Source organism: Gordonia sp. UBA7599 (assembly GCA_002477755.1).
Lineage (GTDB): Bacteria > Actinomycetota > Actinomycetes > Mycobacteriales > Mycobacteriaceae > Gordonia.
The window spans coordinates 1-4,128 of the sequence record DLKD01000047.1; the positions used below are offsets into that span (position 1 = coordinate 1).

The window sequence follows — 4,128 nt, forward strand, 5'->3', positions numbered from 1 at the left end:
GCATGTTCGTCAACACCCTGGTCCTGCGCACCCGGGTCGACGGCGACCAGACGTTCGCCGATCTGCTCGCCGACGTCGCGTCGGTCGACCTGGACGCCTTCAGCAACACCGACGTCCCGTTCGAGTCGGTCGTCGAGGCGACCGGCACGGCGCGCTCGGCCGCCTACGCCCCGCTGACCCAGGTGTGGTTGACGTTCAATCAGTCCGCAGCCAGCGAACTCGACGGGGACCTCCTCGCCGGGGCCGATCCCGGCGGCCTGCGCGTGATTTCCGAGCGTGTCGAGGACATCCCGGCGCGAGTGGACCTGTTGATCAGCGTCAACACCGCGGTCGACGGCAGCTGGACGGGATCGATCCTCTACGCGACGGACCTCTTCGACTCGGCGTCGATGGACGTCTTCGCCCGCCGGCTGGTGCGGATCCTCGACGTCCTCACCGCCGACCCCGCCCTCCCCGTCGGCGACGTCGTCCTGGACGCACCCCGCCAGGCCGCCGCGCCGGCCGAGCAGCCGCCCGCCCTGCCCGCCACCGCGAGCCCCGCGATGTCGGTGGAGGAGCTCGGCCTCGCGCTGCTCGAGCTGACTGACGTCATCACCAGCGGCCTACCCACCCCGCCGAGACTGCTGGCCGACCTGTTCACCGACGCGGCGGCCAAGCACGGGCCCCGCCAGGCTGTCATCGACTCGAGCGGCGCGGCCCTCACCTACGCCGAACTTAACGCGCAGTCCAACCGGTTGGCGCGCTGGCTCATCAAGCGCGGCGTCGGCGTGGAGGACCTGGTCGCCCTCGCGATCACCCGATCGGCCACGCTGCTGACGGCGATCTGGGCGGTCGCCAAGACCGGCGGCGGCTACGTGCCGATCGACCCGGACTACCCGCCTGAGCGCGTCGCCGCGATGATCGAGGACTCCGGCGCCGGACTCGGGTTGGCGAATGAGCCCGATCACTCCCTTCCCGAACGCGGATTCTCCTGGGTGGCGCTGGGCGACGCGTCGATCGCCGACGAGATCGCGGCGCAATCCGCGGACCCGATCACCGACGAGGAGCGCCGGGGTCGCGCGCGCATCGACAACACCGCCTACGTCATCTTCACGTCCGGGTCGACCGGGCGCCCCAAGGGCGTCGCCGTCACCCACTCCGGGCTCGCGAACTTCGCGGCCGAGGAGGCGCGGCGCAGCAGTTGTGACGAGTACTCGCGGGTGCTCGGATTCGCCTCCCCGAGCTTCGACGCATCGGTCCTGGAGTACCTGCTCGCCACAGTCTCCGGTGCCGCGCTGGTCTACCGCCCGGTCAGCGCGATCGGCGGCGACGAACTGGCCGACTACATGCGGAACCAGGCGGTCACGCACACCTTCCTCACCCCGACGGTGCTGGCCACCCTCGATCCGGCGACGCTGCCCGTGCTGCGAGCGGTGTACGTCGGCGGCGAAGCAGTGCCCACGGCACTGAAGGACGAGTGGGCTCCGCTGCGCCGGATCCAGAACCTCTACGGGCCCACCGAGACGACCATCGGCGTCACCATCGGGGCGCCGATGACCGTCGGGGATCCGGTAGTGCTGGGCGGGCCGATCCACGGCGTCGGGCTGCTCGTCCTCGACAACCGATTGCGCCCGGTCCCGGCCGGAGTCGAAGGCGAGCTGTACGTGCTCGGCGGGGCCCTCTCGCGCGGATACCTCGACCACCCGTCGATGACCGCCGAGCGCTTCGTCGCCTCGCCCGTCGGACCGTCCGGCGCGCGCATGTACCGCACCGGCGACGTGGTCAAGTGGACCGATCGCAACGGCGAGGTCGCCCTGGAATACTCGGGTCGCGCCGACGACCAGGTGAAGCTGCGCGGACTGCGCATCGAGCTCGGTGAGATCAGCGCCGCCCTCACCGACCACTCGGCGGTGAAGAATGCCGTCGTCGTCGGCACGCGCGCCGATGGCGGTATCGCCGAGTCCGGCGAATCGGTGATCAGCGGGTTGGCCGGATACGTGGTGACTGTTGCCGACGTCGATATGGCCGACCTGCGCGAATGGCTCATCGACCGGCTCCCCGAGTACATGGTGCCCGCCAGCATCATGACGATCGACGAACTGCCGCGTACCCCCGTCGGCAAGTTGGACCGCGCTGCGCTGCCCGCGCCAGAGGCGGGATCGGCGGCCACCGCCTACGAAGCGCCAGACGGGCCGATGGAAGAGGCGCTCGCCTCGATCGTGTCCGCCCTGCTGGGTATGGACCGGGTCAGCGTCACCGAGTCGTTCTTCGCGCTGGGCGGCGACTCGATCATGTCGATCCAGCTGGCCTCGGCGGCCAAGCCGCTCGGTGTGGTGCTGTCTCCACGACAGATCTTCGAACTGAAGACGATCCGCGCGATGGCGGCATTCGCCGACGCCGAGGGAGTTGCGCTGCCCGAGCTGCGCGAGCCCGAGGGCGGCCCCGACGGACCGGCTCCGCTCACCCCAATCATGTCGTGGCTGCACGGGCTCACCGACAGCATCGATGATGCCCGCGACTTCTCCCAGTCGATCGTGCTGCGCGCGCCGGCCTCCCTCACCGCCGACGGCCTGCACAAGGTACTGGCCGCCGTCGTCGGCGTCCACCCGATGCTCGGTGCGACGATGACCGAGGCTGACGGGCAGTGGTCGCTGCACGCCGGGGCGGTCGCCGCCGGCGATGCCGTCTCCATCGACGAGACTGCATCCGCCAGCGCCATGGGCGCACCCGGATTCGACGACGAGATCGTCGATGCCTTCCGCGGCGCGGCCCGGCGCCTCGACCCCCGTATCGGGCGCAACGTCGCAGCCACCCTCCTGCGCGATGACGCCGGGGCCGGCGTCATCGTCCTGGTCATAAACCACCTCTTCGTCGACGCGGTGTCGTGGCGGACGCTGATCGAAGACGCGGCGACGGCCTGGGCGCAGACCGCCGCCGGGCAACCGGTGGAGCTGCGTCCCGAGGGCACCTCCGTGCGGGCGTGGGCCCACGCCCTTGCCGAGCGCGCCGCCGACCGGACCGGCGAGGTCGACTACTGGCTCGATCGGTCGCCGGAACGGGTCACCGACCTGGGGGTGACGCTCGACCCCGCCCGCGACCGCGACCGCACCGTCGCCATCGTCGTCCACCGGGCCCCGACCGTCGTGTCGGAGGCACTGGTGACGACGGTGCCCGAGGCGTTCGGCGGCGCGGTCACCGATCCGTTGGTCGCGGCGCTGGCCCGCTCGATCCGATCCTGGCAGCGCGATCGTGGCATCGTCGACGATCAGCCCGTCGGAATCCTCATCGAGGGCCACGGCAGGTACGAGGACGTCCTCGCACAGGGGCCCGAAGCCGCTTCGGCCGACCTGTCGCGCACTGTCGGGTGGTTCACCACGATCGCGCCCATGCGGGTCGATCCCGCCGCCGACGCCGTCCATGCGGTGAAGGCGGCGAAGGAGGAGCGTCTCAGCCAGCCCGACAACGGCATCTTCTTCGGCCTGCTTCGCTACGGTCCCGCGGCCGACACGCTCGGTGCGCGCCCCTTGCCGGTGGTCACCGTCAATTACCTGGGCAACGTCGCCAGTCGTGGCGACGGCGGGGAGACCGCCGACTTCCTGCCGATCGCTGGCGCGCCGTCGCTGCCCGGGCACGTCGACGGTGCGATGGTCGCGGCCAACCCGTTGGTCGTCAACGTCAACACGGTGCCCACCGACGACGGGCGCCAGCTGGTCGCCGCCTTCTACTACCCGGAGGCGCTGTTCGCGACCGATGACATCGACGATCTCGCACGTCGCTGGATCGCCGAGCTCGAGGCCATTGTCGGTCACCTCGCGGTGGTCGGCGACCCGGGCCTCTCGCCGTCGGACGTCGTCGGCGTCGATCTGACCCAGGACGACCTCGACGGACTGGCGCGCCGGTACCCGGGCGCGCAGGTGTGGCCGTTGACCCCGCTGCAGCGCGGCTTCTACTTCCAGTCCGAGTTCGTCGACGCCGACAGCACCGACGGGATCGACGTCTACGTCGCACACGCCGTCCTCACCCTCGACGGCGATGTCGACGTCGACCGGTTGCGGGCGGCCGCCGCTGGGGTGCTCGACCGGCATGAGGTCCTGCGTTCGGGGTATGTGCATGTGGCCAACGGCGTCCCGGTGGCGGTGGTGCCCCCTC

At 70.9% G+C, this 4,128-nt stretch carries 1 protein-coding gene; it reads left to right on the plus strand.

Features of this window, described 5'->3' with window-relative positions:
• Positions 1-4,128 (plus strand): amino acid adenylation domain-containing protein (locus B4L26_RS06400; RefSeq protein WP_290717206.1); only part of this gene is annotated, 4,128 nt, incomplete at both ends.